This window comes from Dokdonella aquatica (genome assembly GCF_051987395.1).
Lineage (GTDB): Bacteria > Pseudomonadota > Gammaproteobacteria > Xanthomonadales > Rhodanobacteraceae > Dokdonella.
This window is the reverse complement of sequence record NZ_CP197094.1, coordinates 1,690,700-1,713,241: the sequence shown is the minus strand read 5'-3', so window position 1 is coordinate 1,713,241 and position 22,542 is coordinate 1,690,700. Positions and strand designations below refer to the sequence as shown.

Genomic DNA, 22,542 nt, shown 5'->3' with positions numbered 1-22,542 from the left:
GCACCGCCGCGGTAACGGATCGGTAACGGCGCGCCCCGAGGCTGCCGCACCGCCCCGGGAACCCTTGCCCGTCGCCGCCCTCAGCCTTGCGACACCCCGACGTATCCCAGCGTCCTGACGAGATCCGCTCTTTCGATCCACCCGAGCGGCCGACGACGACACCATGACCACCCCCGATCCCGATCCGCGCGAACGCGTGCTCTACAGCTACCGCTTCGGCACCGCCGAATACGACGAGGCACGCGTCGAGCTGCGCGTGGCCGGCCTGCCGGTCGAGATAGAGCACCGCGCACTCGAGGTGCTGGCCTGCCTGCTGCGCCACGCGGGCGAGGTCGTGACCAAGGACGAGTTGCTGCGCGAGGTCTGGGCGGGTCGCATCACCGTCGACAAGGTGCTGCCGAATGCCGTGACCAAGCTGCGGCGTGCGCTCGGCGAACGCAATGCCGAGCACATCGTCACCCAGGCGCGGGTCGGCTACCGCCTCGACGGGCCCGTCACGCGCACCGCGCTGTCGCACGTCCATGCCAGCCGCATCCAGCTCGAACCGGGCCAGCCCGTGCCGGCGCGTGCCGATTTCACGCTCGTGCGCACGCTCGGCGCGACCGCGGGCAACGAGGTCTGGCTGGCCCGCCACGTGCGCACCGGCGCGCAGCGCGTGTACAAGTTCAGCCTCGACGGCGACCGCCTCGCCCCGCTCAAGCGCGAGGCGACGCTCGCCCGCGTGTTGCGCGAAGGCATCGCCGAGCGCCGCCACTTCGTCGAGCTGATCGACTGGAACTTCGAGACGCCGCCGTTCTTCCTCGAGTGCGAGTACGGCGGCGACAATCTGCTCGAGTGGTCGACGGGCGAGCTCGCCGCGCTCGATACCGAGATGCGCGTGGCGGTGTTCCTGCAGGTCGCCGACGCGGTCGCCGCGGCGCACGGCGTCGGCGTGCTGCACAAGGACATCAAGCCCGCCAACGTGCTCATCGCGCGCGAGGACGACGGCGGCTGGCGCATCCGGCTCACAGACTTCGGCAGCGGACGCCTCGTCGATCCCGACACGCTCGACGCGCTCGGCATCACGCGCGCCGGCCTCGGCATGACGCGCAACGACGTCGGCGACCCGAGCAGCGGCACGCCGCTGTACCTCGCGCCCGAGATCTTCGACGGCCAGCTGCCGACCGCACAGGCCGACGTCTACGCGCTGGGCGTCATGCTCTACCAGATGCTCGCCGGCAGCTTCAGCAAGCCGATGGCCTCGGGCTGGGAGCAGGACATCGACGATCCGTTGCTGTGCGAGGACATCCGCGCCGCGACCGAGGGCGACCCCGCGCGCCGCCTCGGCAGCACGGCCGAACTCGCCTCGCGCCTGCGCACGCGCGAGGCGCGCCGCGAACAGGCACGCCGCGAGCGCGAGGCCGTCGAACAGGCGCGCCGCGAGCGCGAGGCGTTGTCGCGCAGCCGCGCCCAGCGCCCCTACCTCGTCGCCCTCGCCGTGCTGTTCGGGGTCGGCGCCGCGCTCGCGTTCTGGCTCTACGCGACGGCGCTCGAGGCGCGCAACGATGCACGCCGCGAGCTCGCCCGTGCGAACGCGCTCAACCGCTTCCTCAACGACGACCTGATCGGCCGCGCCAATCCGCTCGTGCTCGCGAAGGGCAAGGATGCGTCGCTCGAGGACATGCTGCTGGTCGCACGCGAGCGCGCAGGGCGTCGCTTCGCCTCCGAGCCCGGCACCGAGGCGACGATCCGTTCGAGCCTCGCGATGCTGCTCAACATGATCGAACGCATGCCCGAGGCCGAGGGCGAGGCACGCCGTGCGCTCGAACTGTTCGAGCGCGAGCGCGGCCCCGACCACCTCGACACCCTGCGCGCGCGCTCGACGTTCGCGCGCCTGCTCGTGCGCACGGCCAAGTACGACGAGGCGCACGTCCAGCTCGACGCGCTCGACGCCGCGGTCGCCGCGCATCCCGGCGATGCCCTGCGCCGCTATCTCGCCAGCGCGGCCTGGGCGGTGTACGCGATGAACCGCGGCGAATACGCCGATGCGGTGACCCGTTTCCGCACGGCGATCGACGCCTTGCGCATCACCGACCCGAGCGACACGACGATGCTCGATTCGCTGCGCATCGACCTCGTCGCGATGCTCGCACAGACGGGCGCGCGCGAGGAGGCGCGCGAGGTCGCCCAGGCGATCATCGACGAAGTCGCCATGCGCGAGGACGACAACGGCCTCGTCGCCGCGTTCGCGAAAGCGGCGATCGGCCGCTCGTGGATGCTCGACGGCGATGTCGCGCGTGCCGAGGCGTTGCTGCTCGACGCGCAGGTGACGATCCTCGCGCTGCTCGGCGAGCGCCACAGCCGCAACCTGTCGCTGACCAACGACCTCTACGCGATCGCCGTCGACCGCAAGGACTGGCCGCGCGCACTCGAATACGCACGCCGCGTCCACGAAGGCTTCGCCGCGCACTTCGGCCCCGAGCACACGGTCACCCACGTCACCGAACTCAACTGGGGCCTCGCGCTGTACGAGAGCGGCGATGCCACGACCGCACTCGGCCACTTGCGCTCGGCCGCGACGAAGCTCGCCGCGCAGTTGCCCGCCGACAATCCGCAGCGCCAGCTCGCCGCGTTCTGGTTCGCCGCGGTCGGACTCGAGCACGGTGCGGTCGACGAGGTGCGCCCGCTGCTGGACGCACTCGCGGTCGCGCCGCTCGAGGCGATCATCCCGAACGGCCTGTGGCCTTACCGCCTCGCCACGCTGCGCGCGCAGGATGCGATCGCGCGCGGCGATCGCGACGCCGCGCAACCGCTCCTGCGCGAGGCACTCGACGGCTTCGCCCAAGGCGACGTCGAGGACGACGACCGCTTCCTTGTGCGCGCACGGGCTGCGTCGGTCGCACTCGGGGGCGGTGCGGCGCCGCCTGATGAAGGGGCCGCGCCTCCACGCTGATACCGCCCGTGCATGCCTGACGCACCGCAGCATCGGCGGCCCTGCACGAAACCCTTCACGGGTTTAGACTCCGCCGACCCCGACGCAGGAGGCATGTCATGGGAATCCGGCAATGGATGGCGACGCTCGTGGCCGTGGTGGGCGCTTCGTGCGCCATGGTGTCGAGCGTCGTGGCGCAGCCCCTCGATCTCCACCCGACCTGGCAACGCACGATCCCGCACTCCGGCTACGGCGCCCGCCTCGACGTGCGCGACGGCGTCGGCACGCTCGTGACGACACCGGACCTCCTCGTTGCGCATGCGCAAGACGGCACGCCGCGCTGGCAGGTCGATGCCTGCACGTCGTCGTGCGCGCCTTCCGGCAGCACCGGACACACCACATGGGATCACGGCGTACTGCGCGCGGACGGTGGTGCCTGGGCGGTCCGCAAGGTGCGCACCGAGCCCTTCCACGGCGTCTACAGGAGGGTGTCGGTCGTGCGCATCGACGCCGCCGGCATCGTGCGCGACGAATATCCGCTGCTCGAGTCCTCCTACCGGAGTTCGCTCGCCATCGCCGCGCCCGGCAACGGACTGGTGGTGCTGGTCGACGACCGCGTCCCCGGAAGTACCCACGTCGCCTTCGCGAGCTTCGATGGCTCGGGCGTGCGGACCGGCGATGCCCGCCTGACGACATGGGAATTCGCTGACGTGCAACTCTCCATGCGCCTGCTTCCCGGGGGAGACATCGTCGTCGCCGTGCGCGAAATGGTCTTGTGCTTCCTCGGCTGCGAGGAGCCACGATCGGCCTTGCTGCGCCTGCGCCCCACCGGTGCCGTCGTCTGGCGCCAGGACTTCGACGATCCCTACGCCGAAGCCGTGCTTTCGCTCGAAGCCGACGGGTCTGCGAGCGGCTTCGTCCATTCGTGGGCAGGTGTCGAGCGCCGTTTCGTGGGCGCCGACGGCGTCGTGCGGATCGGCGGATCGGTGCCCGCATTCGTCCGCGCCGCAATCTACGTGGTCTCGCCGTCCATCGGTGGACGCCAGCTTGTCGAGTACCTGGAGCGGGAACCCGAGATATTCACGGGCATCGCGCTTCTCGACCGGCGCGGCACGCTCGTCGCCCCACGCAGCTTCCACTCCAGCGGCTGGATCAATCCGACGCCGACCGCGTTCGGCTTCATCGGCGACGATGGCTTCGGCGAAGCCGACGCGGAACTCATGTCCGCCTCGACGCTCGAGACGCTCGCGCGCTTCCACCTCGACACGCCAGGCGCGGCCGAGCCCTGGACGAGGAACACGTGGCATGTGCTGGAGAACGGCATCGTCTACGGCTTCGGCGAGGTCACCGAAGACAGTGGAGCCCGCCACTTCGCGCTGGCCCGATTCGATCTCGTGGCGACGGGCGCATCGTCCTGCACGAGGGATCCTCGTCCGCAGGACGGACCCGTGGCTGCGTCTCCTCGCGCCACGGCGTCATCCGTCGACGGCTGCGCGCCACGACGCCCGATCCGGCTGCATGCCGCCCCACAGGCAGGATCGCCGGTACGCTGAGCGCGCTCGGCCGTCCGCGTCAGGTCACGGAGCCGCGCGTCCCCGCCACGCCGTCGCGAAGGACGAACGTTTCACACAGCCACCACGCTCATGCCGACCGGGAATCGCCACGTGCCCGGACTACGGCGAACCGCTGCAGGAGGCGCGACATGGGATTCCGCATCACGGCGATGCTCGCGATGGCCTCGTGCGCCGCCATGCCGATCGCGCAGGCGGAAACGGCCGATCTCTGGCCGACGTGGCAGCACACCGCCGGCCCCGACGAGCGCATCTACAGCGTCGATGCGCGCGAAGGTGTCGGTGCGCTGGCGAGAACGTCGAGTCGACTCGCCGCCTACGCACCTGACGGCACCCGACGGTGGCAGCTCGATGCATGTACCAACTGCGTGCCATGGACGACCGGCTACGCGATGTGGCGCCTCGCCATCCTGCGTGGAGACGGCGGTGCCTGGGCGATCCGCAGCGTGCAGAACGGCAACAGCGCCGCCAGCCGCAGCAGCTTGTTCGCCGTGCGCACCGGACCCGATGGCCGCGTACGTGGCGAGACCTTGCTCGACGACGACTTCTTCGATGGCGTGCTCGGCAACGTCGACGCCGCCGATGGTTTCGCCGTGGTGCTCGATGCCTGGCGTCCCGACACCGCCACGCTCGACTACATCCGGCTCGACCGCGACGGGGCCGAGGTCGGGCGAGGTACCCATGCGGGCTGGGAGCGTGGCAACCGGCTCATGGATTCGCGCGTGCTGTCCGATGGTGACGTGGTCGTTGAACTCGGCGAGAACGACCTGTGCTTCCTCGGATGCGACCTGCCCCGCACCGGCATCCTGCGCATCCGGCCGGCGGGCACGCTGGCGTGGCGCTACGATTTCGAGCCGCATGTGCTGCCGAGGGTCGCGCTGGACACACACGGTGGCGCCAGCGCGCTGATCACGCGACTCGATGGCATCGCCGCGGTTCGCTCGATCACGCCCGAGGGCGTCGCGCACGGAGACACGCTCGCACATGGATTCGTCGACGCATTCTTCTACGGACTGGCACCCCGCATGGGAGGCCGCCAACTCGTCATGTACGCCGAGCGCAACGCGTCGACCACGCGCCTCGGCCTGATGGATCGCCAGGGCCATCTGGGTGCGCAACGCGACGTTCCCTACAGCTGGCCCTATCCGGCACCGAGCGCCTTCGGCTACATCGGATCCGGCCTCGGGGATGCCACGGCGGACGCCGAGCTGCTGTCGCCATCGACACTCGCGACGATGGTCCGTTTTCACTTCGAAGGCGACGCGGCACCCGATCCGAATGCCGGAAGCGCGTGGCGCATCCTCGACAGCGGCATCGTGTACGGCGCCGGTGCGGTGACGCGCGACGACGGCAGCCGCCAGCTGGTCGTGGCGCGGTTCGATCTGCCCCTCGCGGGCACCTCGATCTGTGCGCCCGTCCGCTCGGCTACCGGCGCACCGACACCACGCAGTGGAACGGCAACACCCTCAGCATGCACCCCGACACGTCCGGTCAGGGCCACCGGGACACTCCCATCGGGAGGCCGCGAGCGCTGAAGCGGTGCGTCCGGCACGGCAGGCCCTGCAACGTCCGCTGCGCCGATCCCGTCGAAGCGATGGTGGTGTGATGCACGAGGCGCCCCCTCGATATCCCGAAACACACCGTCACGATAGAGTGGCGCCACCAGCGGCCACAGGGACACGTCGCCACCATGCGAAAGCACGCACGCCTCATCGCCCTCCTCGCGGCATTCGCCATGGCGACCGGCCCAGCCCTCGCCCAGATCACGCCGATCATGCCCACGTGGCAGGTCGGGCTCGAAGCCGAAGCGACTGTCGTCGCGCTCGATGCACGCGAGGATGTCGGCGCGCTCGTGGCCACCGGGTCATGGCTCGAAGCGTTCACCCCGCAGGGCTCGTCGCGCTGGGGACATGCCGCTCCCGCCGGGTCGCAGTGGCGCGACGCGGTCCTGCGCCAGGATGGCGGCGCCTGGGTCCTCGAGGTCGCGAGCGAGCCTTCCGCCGGAGTTCCTTCTCGATGGGCCATGTTGCTCCATCGGATCGGACCGGACGGCACCACGCGTGAACGCCGCCCGCTCGGGACGACGCCTTATGGACGGCCCGAAGAACAGGGCAGGCTCCTGCCCTCGCCTGACGATGGCGTCGTCGTGTTGTCGACCCAGCCGGGCAATTTTTCGCTCGTGATGAGCTACGAGCGATACGACCGCGACGGCCAACCCCTCAACGGCGCCGCGCAGGACGCCTCGCTGCGTCCGGTGCTGGAAGCGATGCGCATCCTGCCGGATGGTGGCGTGTCCTACGTGACGCGCAGCGCCGACTCGGGCCGCACCGACCTCAAGCGCATCGACCGCCATGGCGCCCTTTCCGGCTGGTACGCGCCGGGCGACGGCGAGCACGCCGTCATCGCCATCGAGCCCGATGGCACGGCGAGCGCGCTGGTCACGTCACCGGGCCGCGGCGCGCGCCGCGAATCCATCGACCTGCTCGGTTACGCCTCCGCTGAAGTCGCGGTGCCTGCGCTTCCTCTCGACATCGAACTGAAAGCCGTGTCGCCGTTCATGGGCGGCCGCCAGGTCGCGGCGTACCGATCGGCAGGAACAGGCCATCTCGCCGTCGTCGATCGTCGCGGCCGTGTCGCCTCGTCGCGCGCCTTCGACACCGGCAGCTCCGCGCACATCGTGACCTCGGCCCTCGGCATGCTCGCCACCGACGAGGACACGCGCGACGCCGACGCCGAGCTGCTGTCGACGACGGATCTCGCGACCCTCGCGCGTTTCAGGTTGATCGGAAGTGCGCGCGCGACGGCAGGCGACGTCACGCCCGGCATGTGGCGCATGCTCGACAGCGGCATCGTCTACGGCGTGTCGGACATGATCGACGCCGGCAACGTCCGTGGTCCTGCGATCGCCCGTTTCGATGTGTCGATGCCCGGGCCTTGCGCGGGACCCCTGCGCCCGGCGGTCGCGTCGATGCCGCGTCCGTCGACCGCAGAGCCGCGGGTGCCCGGCGCGCAGATCGCGTGCACGCCGCCGCGTTCGTCCGCAGCGCCGCCGGCGTCGCCACGCAGCGGGCCCGTGCGCTGAGTAACGTGTCGCGTGCCTTGCGCGGCGCAGGGTAAAGATTCCCACGCACGAAAAAGGGCGCCGAAGCGCCCTCTTCCGTACCGCGTGACGCGAAGGATCAGAGCGCGGCGATGAGCTTGTCCGCGAACTCCGAGCACTTCACTTCGGTGGCACCCTCCATGAGGCGCGCGAAGTCGTAGGTCACGAACTTCGAACCGATGGCCTTGTCCATCGCCGCGATGATCGCGTCGGCCGCTTCGTGCCAGCCCATGTAGCGCAGCATCATCTCGCCCGACAGGATCACCGAACCCGGGTTCACCTTGTCGAGGCCCGCGTACTTCGGCGCGGTGCCGTGCGTGGCCTCGAACACGGCGTGGCCCGTGACGTAGTTGATGTTGCCACCCGGCGCGATGCCGATGCCGCCGACCTGCGCGGCCAGCGCGTCGGACAGGTAGTCGCCGTTGAGGTTGAGCGTGGCGACCACGTCGTACTCGGCCGGGCGCAGCAGGATCTGCTGCAGGAACGCATCGGCGATCGCGTCCTTGACCGTGATGGTCTTGCCCGTCTTCGGGTTCTTGAACGTCATCCACGGGCCGCCGTCGAGCTCGACCGCACCGTACTCGCGCTGCGCGAGCGCGTAGCCCCAGTCACGGAAGCCGCCTTCCGTGAACTTCATGATGTTGCCCTTGTGCACGAGCGTGACGGACGAGCGATCGTTGTCGATCGCGTACTCCATCGCCGCGCGCACGAGGCGCTCGGTGCCTTCCTTCGACACCGGCTTGATGCCGAAGCCCGAGGTCTCCGGGAAGCGGATCTTCTTGTAGCGCTCCGGGAAGTGCTCCTTGATCAGCGCGGCGAACTTCTGCGCATCGTCGGTGCCCTGCTGGAATTCGATGCCGGCGTAGATGTCCTCGGTGTTCTCGCGATAGATCGTCATGTCGACCTTCGACGGATCACGCACCGGCGACGGCACGCCCTTGAACCAGCGCACCGGGCGCACGCAGGCGTACAGGTCCAGCATCTGGCGCAGCGCGACGTTGAGCGAACGGATGCCGCCGCCGACCGGCGTCGTCAGCGGACCCTTGATCGAGACGAGGTACTCGCGACAGGCGTCGACGGTCGCGTCGGGCAGCCAGTTGCCGGTCTCGTTGAACGCCTTCTCGCCGGCCAGCACTTCGAGCCACTGGATCTTGCGCTTGCCGCCGTAGGTCTTCTCGACCACCGCGTCGAACACGCGCACGGAAGCGTTCCAGATGTCCGGACCGGTGCCGTCACCCTCGATGAACGGGATGACCGGATGGTCGGGGACGTTGAGCTTGCCGTCGGCGATGGTGATCTTCGCGCCTGCGGGCGCGGTGCTGGATGCGGTCATGTGGATCTCCGGAAAGGAAGGAGCGAGCTCCCGCGTGGTGCCAGGGGATGCGGGTGAAGGGAAACCGCCGGACCGGCTGGCGTCGTCGCGCGGGATCCAGTGCCCGACAGCGACATGGGGATCGATCGGCGGATGTCACCTGGCAAACGCCGCCGACGGCTTCCATGGCCGCCTATTTTCGCGGAAAGCGGGGGCGAAGGCTACGTGCCGTCCGGCATTCCGGCACCGGGTGACAGCGCGACGACAGGGATCACTGCTGCGTTGCACGATGACGGTCGTCGTTACATCCGCAGATCCGCCGAGGTCCGCGCCATCTCAGACACTGAGACTTCATGGCAGGATGCTTGCCGCTGGATGCTGCGGCTCATCAGGGGATGGTGATGCATGGATGATTTCACGCCGTCGGATCTCAAGACGATCCTTCACTCCAAACGCGCGAACCTTTACCACCTCGAGCACTGCCGCGTGCTCGTCAACGGTGGCCGCGTCGAGTACGTGACCGATGCCGGCAAGCGCTCGCTGTACTGGAACATCCCGATCGCCAACACGACCTCGATCCTGCTCGGCACGGGCACGTCGATCACGCAGGCCGCGATGCGCGAACTCGCCAAGGCCGGCGTCCTCGTCGGCTTCTGCGGCGGCGGTGGGACGCCGTTGTTCACGGCCAACGAAGTCGATGTCGACGTCGCCTGGATGTCGCCGCAGAGCGAGTACCGCCCCACCGAGTACCTGCAGGCCTGGGTGCGCTTCTGGTTCGACGACGATCTCCGCCTCGCCGCCGCCAAGGCGATCCAGCACGCCCGCGTCGACCAGCTCCGCAAGCAATGGTCGCACCGCCACCTGCGCGACGCCGGTTTCGCCGTCGATGCCGCGCGCCTCGACGAGCTCCTCGCGCGCACGACCCGTCAGATCGACACGGCACAGGACGGAACCTTCCTGCTGACCGAGGAAGCACGCCTGACCAAGGCCCTGTTCAAGCTCGCCGTCGACACGGTCAAGTACGGCGACTTCACGCGCGCCAAGCGCGGCAGCGGAACGGATCCCGCGAACCGCTTCCTCGATCACGGCAACTACCTGGCCTACGGCCTCGGCGCGACCGCCTGCTGGGTGCTCGGCCTGCCGCACGGACTCGCCGTGCTGCACGGCAAGACGCGCCGCGGCGGCCTCGTCTTCGATGCCGCCGATCTCGTCAAGGACGCGAGCATCCTGCCGCAGGCCTTCCTGTCGGCGATGCGCGGCGACGACGAGCAGCAGTTCCGCCGCAACTGCATCGAAGCGCTCACGCGCAGCGAGTCACTCGACTTCATGATCGACACGCTCAAGGACGTCGCCCTCGACACCGCCGGCAAGGTCGCCCCTTGAACATCCTTCTCGTTTCCCAATGCGACAAGCGCGCCCTCGTCGAGACGCGCCGCATCATCGACCAGTTCGCCGAACGCCGCGGCGACCGCACGTGGCAGACGCCGATCACACAGGCCGGCCTCGACACGCTGCGCAAGCTGCTTCGCAAGACCGCCCGCAAGAACACCGCCGTGGCCTGCCACTGGATCCGCGGACTCGACCACAGCGAACTGCTGTGGGTCGTCGGCGATGCGCGACGCTTCAACGCCGAGGGCGCAGTTCCCACGAACACGACCGAACGCAACGTGCTGCGGCGGGAGGACGAGAACGATTGGCACAGCGCCGAAGACATTCGGCTCCTGGCGCAGCTGGCCGCGCTGCTGCACGACCTCGGCAAGGCCAGCATCGCGTTTCAGGAGCGGTTGCAGGGCAAGCGCACCGAACGCAACCTGATCCGCCACGAATGGGTCTCGCTGCGATTGTTCCTCGCTTTCGTCGGCGATGACGACGACATCGGCTGGCTGACACGTCTGGCAGATGCGTCCGCTGTCGATGCCGCGACCTGGACAACGGCGGAACGCTACATGCGCGACGGCCAGGATTCCGGCATCGACCCTCATCCGTTCCGGGGCCTGACGGAACGCGCGCCGATGGCGGCCGCCATCGGCTGGCTGATCGTCAGCCATCATCGACTTCCGGTCGCTCCGGCGTGGAAGGATGACGGCACTCAGGCCTGGATCGGTGCAAAAGCCATCGGATTCGAGCACGCGTGGCTGGAGCGGCCGTTGGCCAACGTCGCGCACAACTGGAACGAGATCAAGGAGACGCTGGATTCGGCGGCGTTCGATCCGTACTGGCGGATGGCGGCACAGCTGCCGGTGGGCGATCCCGCCTGGTGGAAGCATGCCTCGCGCGTGGCCGGACGACTCCTGCAATTGCGCGAGCGCCGTCGCGACGACTGGCTCGACAACGCCTACGTCATGCATCTGGCGCGGCTGTGCCTGATGCTCGCGGATCATCATTACTCCAGCCTGGGCGTCGATCGCGAGGGCCGCCCCGTGCAGGCGCGCCTGTCATTCCTGCAGGACGGACAGACACTGTTCGCCAACACCGGCAAGGATGCCCTCGGACGCACGCTGCCGAAGCAGTCGCTGCTCGAGCATCTGCTCGGCGTCGGTCACGATGCCGGGCTGATCGCCCACGCACTGCCGGGTTTCGAGCGCCACCTGCCTCGTCTCGCCAACCATCGCGGCCTGCGCAAGCGCAGCGCCGACTCGCGATTCTCCTGGCAGGACAAGGCCTACGACGCTGCTGTGGCGATTCGCAATGCAGCACGTGAACACGGCGCATTCGTGGTCAACATGGCGTCCACCGGCTGCGGCAAGACACTGGCCAATGCACGCATCCTCTACGCGCTCGCCGATCCGCAACGGGGACTGCGAGCCAGCTACGCGCTGGGACTGCGCACGCTCACGCTCCAGACCGGCCGCAGCTACCGCCGCGACCTGCATCTGAACGATGACGAGCTGGCCGTCCTCGTGGGAGGTTCCGCCAATCGCGCGCTGTTCGCGTTCCACGAGCGTCAGGCGGAGTCCAGCGGATCGGCTTCGCAGCAGTCCCTGCTCGAAGAAGACAGCCACGTGCTGTACGAAGGGGTGATGGCGGACCATCCGTTGCTGTCGCGGGCGCTCGCCAATCCCGACATCCGCAAACTGCTGTCCGCGCCGATGCTGGTGTGCACCGTCGATCATCTCGCGCCCGCGACCGAGTCTCTGCGCGCGGGCCGCCAGATCGCGCCGTTGCTGCGGCTGATGAGCAGCGACCTCGTGCTCGACGAGCTGGATGACTACGACCTCGACGATCTGCCGGCGCTGACGCGCCTGGTTCACTTCGCGGGCATGCTGGGTACGCGCGTGATCCTGTCGTCTGCGACGCTTCCGCCTGCACTGGTCGAAGGGATGTTCCGCGCCTATCAGGCGGGACGACGGCTTCATCGACGCAACCGCGGCGTCGACGGCGGGCGTGACGATGCTGCCATCGAGGTGCCGTGCCTCTGGATCGACGAGTTCGGTGTGCCGCTGGTCAGGGAATGCGCCGATGCGGCCATCTTTGCCGAATCGCATGCGCAGTTCGTGGAACGGCGCTGCGTACGGCTCGAAGCAGAACCGGCCTTGCGCATCGTTCGACTGTGGCCTCTGCCGATGGCCTCGGGGCAGAAGCGCGAAGCCGTGCGTGCCGCCTTCGCCGGACAGGTACGAGCCGCGAGTCTGCAGCTTCATGCGGCGCACGCCGATGTCGACTCTGAAACGGGCACGCGTGTCAGCCTCGGCATCGTGCGCATGGCCCATGTCGATCGGATCATCGATGTCGCCCGCGAGTTGCATCGACTGGGCGGACAGGAGGGACTGCGCATCCACGTGTGCGTCTACCACGCCCGCTTCCCGCTCGCGCAGCGCTCTTCGATCGAGGGCATGCTCGATGCCGCCTTCGACCGACGCAAGCCGGAAACCCTCTGGCGCCAACCGTCGATCCGTGCCGCGATCGATGCCGCGCCGCATGACGAGCACATGTTCGTCGTGCTGGCCTCGCCCGTCTGCGAAGTGGGCCGGGACTGGTGCGCGGACTGGGCCGTGGCCGAGCCCTCATCGATGCGGTCGCTGATCCAGCTCGCCGGGCGCGTGCAGCGGCATCGGCGCAAGCCGCCGTCATCGCCCAACCTCGTCGTGTTCGATACCAATCTGAAGGCACTGGAAGATCCGGATCCGGGCAAGCCCGCTTTCCGCCGTCCCGGCTTCGAGGATGGGGATCGTTTCCTGCTCGCCACGCATCGCCTCGGAACGCTCTGGCCCGGTGCAGACGATCAGCGCATCGATGCCCTGCCCCGCATACGCCCGCGCCCCACGGCGGAGCGGGAACCGAACAGGAACTGGATCGATCTCGAGCACGCGCGCATGGAAGCGGCGATGCAACCGGTGGCGGTTTCCGCATCGACGGCGGCCCCCGCGCCAGCATCCACATCCGGACGCAGCCGATCGCGCCCGGGTGCACCGACGTGGCGATGGCAGCGTGACCTCGCCGCACCGGGCTGGCAGTTCCCGCAGGCCACGCTACTGGGTGTACTGGCGCAGCAGCAGGCGTTTCGCGAAGACACGCTGCCCGACAGGACGCTGCTGTTCCTGCCTGACGACGACGAGGAAGCCCTCATCCTGCATCGCGTCGAGGACAGCCTCGAGAAGGCGGGAAAGGATCCGCACGTGCAAGCCACGCACTACCCGATTCCGTTCGAACCATCACCCGGCGTCGAACCCTGGGCGGCGATGGACCTTGCGCAGTTGCTCGAACGCGTGCGTGAACTGGCCGAGGCCGAAAACCTGCCGTTGCGCGAAGCCGCGCGAAAGTTCACGGCCGTCGAAGTGCCCGACAGCAAGGAGACGCTCGCGTGGAACTGGCATTCCTGGTTCGGCTTCACGTCACGGCGCTGAGCGCCTCCGTCAATGCCAGGGATCGATCAGGGCGATGCCGCAGTCCGCGAAGTCACGCACGTTGCGGGTCGCCAGCGCCGCACCCTGCGATTGTGCGATGCCGGCGATCATCAGATCGGCATGACTGCCCGGTCGTCCCTGGAGGCTACGCTGCGCCGCGATCCCGGCGTGCGCATCGGCGGCGGCTTCGTCGTAGGGCAACACCCGGTTCGGAAAGCGCTCCCCGAAGATGCGGAGCAGTCCGGCCAGCAACGCATCCTTGCGCTGCCCGGCAGGAAGGATGTGGGCGCCGTACAGCAGCTCGCCACGGGTGACGGCCGACGTGAACAGATCATCGGCCGGACATGCCGCCAACCATGTCATGACAGCCGGATCCGGCCGGGGCCGGAACAGCTCGGAGATGACATTGGTATCGAGCACGATCACGTGGCCTCCCCACCGTACTCGGGACCGCTGAAATCGGGCGGCTCACGCATCGGCGTGCGCGCAGGCAGCTCCAGCTCGATCCCGCCGAACGGTTCCACCAGCGCGCGGATGTCGGCCACCAACGCTGAGCCGGTAGCTGCGGGCTTTGATTCGCTGATCAGCGCGGCGCGCAGGATGCTGCGCGCCTCTTCCTCCATCGAACGGCCGTGCTGCGCAGCGCGGACGCGCAGACGTGCCTTCACGTCGTCGCCAAGGTTACGGATGGTCATGGTGGCCATGGGGCGGCCCTCCGCCAGTGACTGCAATGCATGCATTGTAGTCACTGGCGGACTGGAAAGCTGCCTCTACGGCAGCGAAGTGAAGCGAGAGAACCCAGCCACTAGTGCAGATTTTCTGAGCTGCCTGCGCGGCAGCGAGTTGTATACGTTGAGAACAAGTGTAGACTCCTCCTTGAGGCGCTATCATAATTGAACTCAGCCCCTAGTACATATGGAAGAAGACCTGAGCAATGAGTGGCAGGTGAACTCGGGGCGGCAGGAGTTACCGGATTGGGAACCCGGACCCATGCGTGGGGTTTGTCACGCGATGAGGAGGGTGCAGGGAGTGCGGCAAATGGACGATCCATTCCAACCGCTCTTCAACAGAAGAGCCGACTGAGGAAACTCGCAACAGCTCCCGCCGTGGCCAACGGCCACAAGGACTCCAAGAGGCGCGCCCCCTTGCGGGGTGAGTGACCAAGGGACATTTCTGATGAGTGAAGATCAGCAAACCCAACCTCGGGTCGGGCTTTTCCGCTCGGCCATCACCACCTTCATAGAAACCCGGCGCGACGCCAAGCGGAAAGGCAGCGACGACGATCCCGAAGCAGCATCGAAGTATGAGTACGGCACTTGGCTGGCCGATGCCGCCCGCCGCGTCGGCCAGATCCAGGCTGTCACCCACGTGCTCAAGGCCACGCATCCCGACGCGCGCGGCAGCAGCTTGTACGTGTCGCCGACTGCGTTGCCACGGCACAACGAAATCGGCAGCCATCTGCTGGGCGAGGACTTCGCCGAGGATGTGGTCGGCAACGCAGCGGCGTTGGACGTCTTCAAGTTCCTCAAGATCGAGGTCGATGGCCGCAAGCTGCTGGCGTGGATGCAGGCCGACGATGCCGACCTGAAGTCCGCGCTGAGTGATGACGAAGCCACGGCGAGCGAATGGATGTCGGCCTTCGCGTCGCTGGTGCGCCCGAACGCAGCGCCTACGACGCACCCGATGGCCAAGCAGGTGTACTGGCTGGTGGGCGACGATCCTCTGGACGACGCGCAGTATCAGCTGCTGCAGCCGCTGTTCTCCAGCACGCTGGCTCACGCGGTGCACGGCGACATCCAGGATGCGCGCTTCGGCGACGCCAACAAGGAAGCGCGTCAGGCCTTTCGCGAGAAGAAGCCATTCAAAACGCCGTATCGCGACTATCGCAACCTGGTCGCTCGCAAGCTTGGCGGCACCAAACCGCAGAACATCAGCCAGCTCAACAGCGAGCGCGGTGGTATCAACTATCTGCTCGCTTCGTTGCCTCCACCGGCATGGCAGCCCAGCGGCATGAACCTGCTCAAGCAGGAGTCCGCGTTCGAGGGATTGATCTGGTTCGGCGGGATGCGTGAGCTCGTGCGGGTGCTGAGCGACTTCCTGGGCAGCGATCCCGATCCCACCATGCCAAGGCACCAGCATCGCGAGATGCTCGAACAAGCCATTGCACAGGAGATGGCGATGTTCGGTGCGGCCGTGCGTGGACAGTACGAACCCGGTTGGACACGCGATCCGCAGTGCACCCTGCATCTGTCCCAGCAGCTCTGGCTCGATCCGGATCGTACTGAACTGCCGGTGCGTGACGACCCATTGCATCCGCAATCGAGTGCAGACGATCTCGAATTCAATGCCGCCTATCAGCGAGGCGACTGGGCGGACGAGATCGCAGGAGCATACGGCGACTGGCTCAATGCCCGCTTGCATGCCGCGGGGCTCGTCGAGGTGTCGCATCCCGAGCGCCGACATTGGGCTGGCACGGCGATCATCGATGTCGCATGGCCCGTGCCGATGAAGCGACGTGCAGCAGGGGGTGCCGGATGAAGGCCGACGCTCACCCCACGCATCTGCTGGTGCTGCCGCGACTGCGCGTGCAGAACGCCAATGCCATCTCCAGTCCGCTGACACACGGCTTTCCGTCGATGAGCGCCTTCCTCGGCTTGATGTGGGCTCTGGAACGCAAGGCGGTGGCGGCCGGCATCGACTGCATCTCCTTCAACGCGATCGGTGCGGTCAGCCATGGCTGGCAGGAGCAGACGACGGAAGGCGGATTCGTCAAGGCATTCCGGCTGACTCGCAATCCGGTCGACAAGGACGGCAGCACAGCCGCGATCGTCGAGGAGGGTCGCATCCACCTCGATGTGAGCCTTGTGCTTGCGTTGAGTGCCGATGATTGGAGCGCGGAACGACGAGAGGCCGACGTGGCCGCGATCGCCGAACTGGTTGCCGGCATGCGCGTGGCGGGAGGCACTGTGATGCCGTCCGACCATGTGGTGCAACGACGCCGCAAGCCTTGGCTGGTGGATCTGACCGGGGACAGTGAAGTACGCCGGAACAAATTCCGCGATGCGTGCGTACGTCTTCTCCCCGGGTCCGCACTGGTCAGCCGAGATGATCTGCTCGATCAGCGCCTCGATGTATTGAAGTTGGGCAACGCGAGCGCGACGCGCCTCGACGCATGGCTGTCCCTGTCACGCATCGAATGGCGCTACGACGAAGGCGCGAACAAGGGCCAGGGTGCATGGCAAAGCGATCGAAGCAAAGGCGACGGCTGGATCGTGCCCATCCCGGTGGGTTACGGCGCGCTGTCGCCGCTTCAAGCCCCCGGCTCCGTTCCCAACGCGCGCGATGCGAGCACACCGTTCCGGTTCGTCGAAAGCCTGTACTCCATGGGCGAGTGGATAGGCCTACACCGCCTGCGCTCGCCGAGCCAACTGCTCTGGTACGCAGATAGCCGTCCCGACGACGGCCTGTACCGCTGCCGCAACGACTACACGCCGCCGCGTTCCGAAACGCAAGACTGAGCCGAACACCATAGAACTTCACGATTGATCAAAAGGAATTCAGACATGAACGCTCACGTCATCAAGACCGCTTCCGTCCTCGCCTTCGAACGCAAGCTCGACCCCTCCGACGCGCTGTTCTTCGCCGGCGACTGGAGCACGCGTGAAGATTCCGCTGCGTGGGCCGCGGTGAAGATCCGCGAGAAGTCCGTGCGCGGCACCATCTCCAACCGCCTCAAGACGAGCGGCCAGGATCCCGCCAAGCTCGATGCCGCGATCCAGAACCCGAATCTGCAGACGGTCGACGTCGCTGCACTTCCTGCCGATGCAGACACCCTCAAGGTGCAGTTCTCGCTGCGCGTGCTCGGTGGAACGGGCGAGCCTTCCGCATGCAACGACGCGGCCTATCGCACCAAGCTGGTAACGACGGTTGGCGCCTACGTGCAGTCCAACGGCTTCACCGAGCTCGCTCGACGCTATGCCGGCAACCTCGCCAGCGGCCGCTTCCTGTGGCGCAATCGTATTGGTGCCGAGCAGGTGGACGTGCATGTCGCCCACCTCAAGGACGGAAAGGCGATTGCATCGTGGCGCTTCGATGCGCTGGGTCACTCGCTTCGCGATCTCTCGGCCCCGTCTGGCGATACGACCGCGGTGGCCGAGCTTGGCGACGTCATCGCCAACGGTCTCGCAGGCCGTTCGCACGTGCTGCTGCAGATCACGGCGTTCGTGCGCATCGGCGCGGGCCAGGAGGTGTTCCCTTCCCAGGAACTGATCCTCGACCGCGGACGTGGCGACAAGAGCAAGACGCTCTACGACGTGAACGATGTCGCCGCCATCCACTCGCAGAAGATCGGCAACGCGGTGCGCACCATCGACACCTGGTACCTCGGTGCCGACGAGCACGGTCCGATCGCCGTGGAGCCTTACGGCTCTGTCACCACGCAAGGCAAGGCGTGGCGACAGCCCAAGGACAAGCTCGACTTCTACAACCTGCTCGACGGCTGGATCATCAAGGACAAGGTGCCGGACATCGACCAGCAGCACTTCGTCATCGCCACGCTCGTCCGTGGCGGCGTGTTCGGCGAAGCGGGTTGATGTCATGACCTCGCACTACGTCGACCTCACCGTCGTGCCTGATCCGGAAACGGGAGTGCCCCCTTTGCTGGGGGCGCTGTACGACCGCCTTCATCGCACCTTCGTGCAGCACCGCATCGACACCATCGGCGTCAGCTTCCCGCTCTACACCGTGATACCTCGCCATCTCGGGGACACGTTGAGGCTGCACGGCAGCGAGGGTTCACTGCGTGAACTCCTGGCGGGCGACTGGCTGCGTGGCGTACGTGACCACATTCGTACCTCGCAGATTGCCCTCGTTCCGGCTGAGGTCCAGCACCGCACGTTGCAGCGCCGCCAGTTCAAGAGCAATGTCGAGCGCCTGCGTCGTCGCCGCATGAAGAGGAAAGGCGAGACCGCCGAGCAGGCTGCCCGCGCCATCCCTGATTCGGTCGCACGCACGCCTACCCTCCCTTACGTGCACGTCCGCAGCGCGAGCACCGGCCAGACGTTTTGCCTGTTCATCGCACTGGGTCCCGTCCAACGGGAACCGACGGCTGGCAGCTTCAACACCTACGGCCTTGGTGGAACCGCAACGGTTCCGTGGTTCTGACCCTTTTTCCAGGGCATTCCCGAGCTCCTTGAAAATCAGGCCATCGCAGCCGGCACCCTCACAAGGGTGCCGGCTTCGTCTCGTCCGGTTTCCGCTTAGGTTAGAGTGAGTTGGCCGGAAATCGCTCTAGTTCGCTGCCGCGCAGGCAGCTCAGAAACGTGAGGATGTCACCGAAATCCATAAAGCCTCGTTCGCTGCCGCGCAGGCAGCTCAGAAACGTTGGGCCACGAAGAAGGTCGCGAGCTTCTTGTTCGCTGCCGCGCAGGCAGCTCAGAAAACAAGGGCCGGCAAGTTGTGACCAACCGCGTTGTTCGCTGCCGCGCAGGCAGCTCAGAAACTTGACCGCCGGCACGAGGTGCGTGAGCACCGGTTCGCTGCCGCGCAGGCAGCTCAGAAATCCCGGAAGCCGCTCCTGCGCGCTCTGATCGGGTTCGCTGCCGCGCAGGCAGCTCAGAAAGGGCGGCGGTGACGGCGGCGGCGATGGTGGAGGTTCGCTGCCGCGCAGGCAGCTCAGAAATCGCACTTCCATCGGGCCGCATCGCCGCCGCAGTTCGCTGCCGCGCAGGCAGCTCAGAAACGATCCGTGATCAGCCGAAGAAGCCGGCGACCGTTCGCTGCCGCGCAGGCAGCTCAGAAATCCACCCGGGGCACCCGCGCCCGAATTTCCACGTTCGCTGCCGCGCAGGCAGCTCAGAAATGGACGCGCTCCGCACGTTCCGCGAAGCCATCGTTCGCTGCCGCGCAGGCAGCTCAGAAAAGGTGCGGCGCCGCCGAAAGAACCTAAGTTTAATTCGCTGCCGCGCAGGCAGCTCAGAAAGTCAACACCGTGCCCGGCGCACGCGAGATCGAGTTCGCTGCCGCGCAGGCAGCTCAGAAAATCTCAGGGCACCAGGCACCGCCCCACCCGAAGTTCGCTGCCGCGCAGGCAGCTCAGAAATTGTGCGCGCGCCGTCCCCGGGATTCTCGTACGTTCGCTGCCGCGCAGGCAGCTCAGAAAACATAGCCGAGGCCACGCAGCGCCGCGACGAAGTTCGCTGCCGCGCAGGCAGCTCAGAAATCGTGAACTACTACGGCAACGGCCAGCCGCTCGTTCGCTGCCGCGCAGGCAGCTCAGAAAAGCCGCGTTGTCGCGCTGGCGGCCACGCTCCTGTTCGCTGCCGCGCAGGCAGCTCAGAAATGTTCGACCCCGGCCCCGTGGTGAACGGCGACGTTCGCTGCCGCGCAGGCAGCTCAGAAAACACCGTCACCAGCAGCGATCTCGGAAGTCGGGTTCGCTGCCGCGCAGGCAGCTCAGAAATTCACCTGCGCGCACTGAGTGCGCAGCGGCTCGTTCGCTGCCGCGCAGGCAGCTCAGAAAGGTCGGCAAGCTGACGGCCGACGTCTCGAGCAGTTCGCTGCCGCGCAGGCAGCTCAGAAAAGCCCGCGCGAACCGAGTACGCCGCGGGGGCTGTTCGCTGCCGCGCAGGCAGCTCAGAAAGTGAAGCGCGCCCACGCGTTCGCGCGCCAGGTGTTCGCTGCCGCGCAGGCAGCTCAGAAAGAACACCAGGCGCACGAGGCCGGTCTCCCAGTCGTTCGCTGCCGCGCAGGCAGCTCAGAAACTGCAGACCCGGACATCATCGGCATCGATCCCGTTCGCTGCCGCGCAGGCAGCTCAGAAAGGATCCCGACCCGGATCCGCCGATTCGTTGGACGTTCGCTGCCGCGCAGGCAGCTCAGAAATGGCTCAGGGCGACGACTTCCCGCGTCCCTTCGTTCGCTGCCGCGCAGGCAGCTCAGAAAAGCTCGAGCTGATTCCTGAACAGCCGGAAGCGGTTCGCTGCCGCGCAGGCAGCTCAGAAACACGACCCCATGTCCCCGCTCATGACGAGGTGGTTCGCTGCCGCGCAGGCAGCTCAGAAATTCTTCGCACGCTCGCCATTGATGCGTGCAATGTTCGCTGCCGCGCAGGCAGCTCAGAAAGACCTCATGACACGGCGGCGGCTTCATGCTCTGTTCGCTGCCGCGCAGGCAGCTCAGAAAACATGTGGATTTATCGCCTGCGAGCAGTACAGGTTCGCTGCCGCGCAGGCAGCTCAGAAATAGATCCAGCTGGATAAGTCAGCCAGCGTGGAGTTCGCTGCCGCGCAGGCAGCTCAGAAAATGCGAGCGGCGGTGAGACCTGCGGCGCTATGGTTCGCTGCCGCGCAGGCAGCTCAGAAATGCTCGCGGTCGTGTCGTACCTCGCTGGTCTGGTTCGCTGCCGCGCAGGCAGCTCAGAAAATCGATGAACACGTGCCAGGGCGACGCGAGGAGTTCGCTGCCGCGCAGGCAGCTCAGAAAGTCGAGGTCATCGACGTGGCGAAGGTGGGGGAGTTCGCTGCCGCGCAGGCAGCTCAGAAAACCCGGACCTCACCGAGACGCAGCTGATCATGGTTCGCTGCCGCGCAGGCAGCTCAGAAAGCCCCAGCGTGCGCCGAAGTTGAGCATGCCGAGTTCGCTGCCGCGCAGGCAGCTCAGAAATTTGTCCAGACCAAGGCGGCACTGACCGACGCGTTCGCTGCCGCGCAGGCAGCTCAGAAATGGTCTTCGGCGTCCGCGTGGAACGTCAACGCGTTCGCTGCCGCGCAGGCAGCTCAGAAAGCCACGCTCACGGCCTACGGCGCCGGAAGCAATGTTCGCTGCCGCGCAGGCAGCTCAGAAACAACGATCCCGGCATCACGAGCAGCTTCTTTCGTTCGCTGCCGCGCAGGCAGCTCAGAAAACGTGCGCCGTGGCGCTGTCGCGGTACGCCTTGTTCGCTGCCGCGCAGGCAGCTCAGAAAGAGCCTGCCGGGGGTGACGCAGACCGTATAAGGTTCGCTGCCGCGCAGGCAGCTCAGAAATGGCGCTGCACGATGCGCTGCTCGACCGTCACGTTCGCTGCCGCGCAGGCAGCTCAGAAATCGCGTACCTCCCGAGTCTCCCGGCTGATCAAGTTCGCTGCCGCGCAGGCAGCTCAGAAAACGATGCGGGTGCCGGCGGGCAGCGTCAGGCCGTTCGCTGCCGCGCAGGCAGCTCAGAAACATCCGCATCTACCTCGGCAATGGCGCCGCTGGTTCGCTGCCGCGCAGGCAGCTCAGAAAGTTATCGCGGACGTCCATCTGACGGAACACGCGTTCGCTGCCGCGCAGGCAGCTCAGAAAAACGCGAACCCGTTGACGTTGCGGTGGAGGTAGTTCGCTGCCGCGCAGGCAGCTCAGAAATGCCGCGCCGCGTTGAACGTGTCGATGGCCACGTTCGCTGCCGCGCAGGCAGCTCAGAAACGCGGACGAGACGAAGCTCCCGCCGCTGGCGCGTTCGCTGCCGCGCAGGCAGCTCAGAAATGGCCGAAAGTCGGACACGCCTACCAAGCCGGGTTCGCTGCCGCGCAGGCAGCTCAGAAATGCTCGCTGCCGTCCGCGTTGAACGGCGCGAAGTTCGCTGCCGCGCAGGCAGCTCAGAAAAACGCGAGGCCATCGGATGAAGCTCTCCGAGGGTTCGCTGCCGCGCAGGCAGCTCAGAAAAATGATCAGGGGATCCAATGGACATCGTTGCGGTTCGCTGCCGCGCAGGCAGCTCAGAAATGGTGCCCAGCCGGCGGCGTGTAGTCGCCGGCGTTCGCTGCCGCGCAGGCAGCTCAGAAAT

Annotated in this window: 13 protein-coding genes and 1 CRISPR repeat array (1 of these 14 running past the window's edge); of the genes, 10 read left to right on the top strand and 3 right to left on the bottom strand. The window is 67.1% G+C overall.

The genetic code is table 11. The features are described from left to right. Nucleotides 1–163 precede the first annotated feature (163 nt). The 4 genes from ACQQ2N_RS07645 to ACQQ2N_RS07630 all read left to right on the top strand — a co-directional run bounded on the left by ACQQ2N_RS07645 (nucleotide 164) and on the right by ACQQ2N_RS07630 (nucleotide 7,564). On the top strand, nucleotides 164–2,932 hold the full coding sequence (locus tag ACQQ2N_RS07645) for a protein kinase domain-containing protein (RefSeq protein ID WP_440225113.1): 2,769 nt from the start codon (nucleotides 164–166) through the stop codon (nucleotides 2,930–2,932). 116 nt (nucleotides 2,933–3,048) lie between these two features. Next, nucleotides 3,049–4,464, top strand: a complete 1,416-nt coding sequence (locus ACQQ2N_RS07640; protein WP_440225112.1) for a hypothetical protein — start codon at nucleotides 3,049–3,051, stop codon at nucleotides 4,462–4,464. Between the two features lie 149 nt (nucleotides 4,465–4,613). Further along, complete coding sequence (locus ACQQ2N_RS07635; RefSeq protein ID WP_440225111.1) at nucleotides 4,614–6,017, top strand: hypothetical protein; 1,404 nt, start codon at nucleotides 4,614–4,616, stop codon at nucleotides 6,015–6,017. 155 nt (nucleotides 6,018–6,172) lie between these two features. Beyond that, the gene (locus tag ACQQ2N_RS07630; protein WP_440225110.1) at nucleotides 6,173–7,564 is read left to right on the top strand and encodes a hypothetical protein; all 1,392 of its coding nucleotides are present in this window, start codon (nucleotides 6,173–6,175) and stop codon (nucleotides 7,562–7,564) included. A gap of 97 nt (nucleotides 7,565–7,661) precedes the next feature. Here ACQQ2N_RS07630 and icd read toward each other — a convergent pair whose 3' ends face one another. Further along, nucleotides 7,662–8,915 (bottom strand): NADP-dependent isocitrate dehydrogenase, encoded by a 1,254-nt coding sequence (gene icd, locus ACQQ2N_RS07625; RefSeq protein WP_440225108.1) that lies wholly within the window; start codon nucleotides 8,913–8,915, stop codon nucleotides 7,662–7,664. A gap of 384 nt (nucleotides 8,916–9,299) precedes the next feature. Here icd and cas1f point away from each other — a divergent pair, with 384 nt between their 5' ends. Continuing rightward, nucleotides 9,300–10,277 carry a type I-F CRISPR-associated endonuclease Cas1f gene (gene cas1f / locus ACQQ2N_RS07620; protein WP_440225107.1) on the top strand — a complete coding sequence of 326 codons (978 nt, stop codon included), beginning with the start codon at nucleotides 9,300–9,302 and terminating at the stop codon, nucleotides 10,275–10,277. Beyond that, nucleotides 10,274–13,738, top strand: coding sequence for a type I-F CRISPR-associated helicase Cas3f (gene cas3f / locus ACQQ2N_RS07615; RefSeq protein ID WP_440225106.1), 3,465 nt, complete (start codon nucleotides 10,274–10,276; stop codon nucleotides 13,736–13,738). The genes cas1f and cas3f overlap by 4 nt, the downstream gene beginning before the upstream one ends. A 9-nt stretch (nucleotides 13,739–13,747) precedes the next feature. Here the strand turns inward: cas3f and ACQQ2N_RS07610 are convergent, their stop codons facing one another. Both ACQQ2N_RS07610 and ACQQ2N_RS07605 read right to left on the bottom strand, forming a co-directional pair. After that, a complete protein-coding gene (locus ACQQ2N_RS07610) occupies nucleotides 13,748–14,164 on the bottom strand; it encodes a type II toxin-antitoxin system VapC family toxin (protein WP_440225105.1) in 417 nt (138 codons plus the stop codon). Then, the gene (locus ACQQ2N_RS07605; RefSeq protein ID WP_440225104.1) at nucleotides 14,161–14,442 is read right to left on the bottom strand and encodes a FitA-like ribbon-helix-helix domain-containing protein; all 282 of its coding nucleotides are present in this window, start codon (nucleotides 14,440–14,442) and stop codon (nucleotides 14,161–14,163) included. Before ACQQ2N_RS07605 ends, ACQQ2N_RS07610 begins: the two co-directional genes overlap by 4 nt. Before the next feature lie 472 nt (nucleotides 14,443–14,914). Here ACQQ2N_RS07605 and csy1 point away from each other — a divergent pair, with 472 nt between their 5' ends. The 4 genes from csy1 to cas6f are packed head-to-tail and all read left to right on the top strand — an operon-like array spanning nucleotide 14,915 to nucleotide 18,901. Then, nucleotides 14,915–16,276, top strand: a complete 1,362-nt coding sequence (gene csy1 / locus ACQQ2N_RS07600; protein ID WP_440225103.1) for a type I-F CRISPR-associated protein Csy1 — start codon at nucleotides 14,915–14,917, stop codon at nucleotides 16,274–16,276. Continuing rightward, nucleotides 16,273–17,256 carry a type I-F CRISPR-associated protein Csy2 gene (csy2, locus tag ACQQ2N_RS07595; protein ID WP_440225102.1) on the top strand — a complete coding sequence of 328 codons (984 nt, stop codon included), beginning with the start codon at nucleotides 16,273–16,275 and terminating at the stop codon, nucleotides 17,254–17,256. The genes csy1 and csy2 overlap by 4 nt, the downstream gene beginning before the upstream one ends. A 45-nt stretch (nucleotides 17,257–17,301) precedes the next feature. Then, a complete protein-coding gene (gene csy3, locus ACQQ2N_RS07590; RefSeq protein ID WP_440225100.1) occupies nucleotides 17,302–18,330 on the top strand; it encodes a type I-F CRISPR-associated protein Csy3 in 1,029 nt (342 codons plus the stop codon). A gap of 4 nt (nucleotides 18,331–18,334) precedes the next feature. Beyond that, nucleotides 18,335–18,901: a type I-F CRISPR-associated endoribonuclease Cas6/Csy4 gene (gene cas6f, locus ACQQ2N_RS07585; protein WP_440225099.1), complete on the top strand. Its 567-nt coding sequence runs from the start codon at nucleotides 18,335–18,337 to the stop codon at nucleotides 18,899–18,901. Between the two features lie 129 nt (nucleotides 18,902–19,030). After that, a CRISPR array of direct repeats spans nucleotides 19,031–22,542; the repeat unit is 28 nt; unit sequence GTTCGCTGCCGCGCAGGCAGCTCAGAAA (it continues 6,850 nt past the right edge of the window).

Bases quoted from the DNA above. Each gene is read 5' to 3' on its own strand.
- csy2 (WP_440225102.1), top strand. From the start codon at position 16,273: ATGAAGGCCGACGCTCACCCCACGCATCTGCTGGTGCTGCCGCGACTG.
- ACQQ2N_RS07605 (WP_440225104.1), bottom strand. From the start codon at position 14,442: ATGGCCACCATGACCATCCGTAACCTTGGCGACGACGTGAAGGCACGT.
- icd (WP_440225108.1), bottom strand. From the start codon at position 8,915: ATGACCGCATCCAGCACCGCGCCCGCAGGCGCGAAGATCACCATCGCC.
- ACQQ2N_RS07630 (WP_440225110.1), top strand. From the start codon at position 6,173: ATGCGAAAGCACGCACGCCTCATCGCCCTCCTCGCGGCATTCGCCATG.
- ACQQ2N_RS07645 (WP_440225113.1), top strand. From the start codon at position 164: ATGACCACCCCCGATCCCGATCCGCGCGAACGCGTGCTCTACAGCTAC.
- ACQQ2N_RS07640 (WP_440225112.1), top strand. From the start codon at position 3,049: ATGGCGACGCTCGTGGCCGTGGTGGGCGCTTCGTGCGCCATGGTGTCG.
- cas6f (WP_440225099.1), top strand. From the start codon at position 18,335: ATGACCTCGCACTACGTCGACCTCACCGTCGTGCCTGATCCGGAAACG.
- cas1f (WP_440225107.1), top strand. From the start codon at position 9,300: ATGGATGATTTCACGCCGTCGGATCTCAAGACGATCCTTCACTCCAAA.
- csy1 (WP_440225103.1), top strand. From the start codon at position 14,915: ATGAGTGAAGATCAGCAAACCCAACCTCGGGTCGGGCTTTTCCGCTCG.
- ACQQ2N_RS07635 (WP_440225111.1), top strand. From the start codon at position 4,614: ATGGGATTCCGCATCACGGCGATGCTCGCGATGGCCTCGTGCGCCGCC.
- csy3 (WP_440225100.1), top strand. From the start codon at position 17,302: ATGAACGCTCACGTCATCAAGACCGCTTCCGTCCTCGCCTTCGAACGC.